Source organism: Thioclava sp. UBA3469, from assembly GCF_002378135.1.
GTDB lineage: Bacteria > Pseudomonadota > Alphaproteobacteria > Rhodobacterales > Rhodobacteraceae > Thioclava > Thioclava sediminum.
This window is the reverse complement of sequence record NZ_DFRG01000178.1, coordinates 1-200: the sequence shown is the minus strand read 5'-3', so window position 1 is coordinate 200 and position 200 is coordinate 1. Positions and strand designations below refer to the sequence as shown.

The 200-nt window shown below is 65.5% G+C and carries 1 protein-coding gene; it reads right to left on the bottom strand.

What is annotated here, in order from left to right; genetic code table 11:
* On the bottom strand, positions 1-200 hold a 200-nt coding region (locus B3D39_RS13050; protein WP_286789775.1), incomplete at both ends, for a hypothetical protein.

Here is a 200-nt window from a genome sequence, read left to right as displayed (position 1 = left end):
GACCCATTTCATGTTGAACTGGGTCGCGGGCATGTCCGAGCGCGGATCCTGATAGAGCGGCACCAGCTCGTCGATCGGACGGTCGCCGATCACGACGCCCGCCGCGTGGGTCGAGGCGTTGCGCAGCAGCCCTTCGATCGCCTTGGCATAATCGAGAAGCCGTGCCACGACCTCTTCGTTGCGGGCCGCTTCGCGCAGAC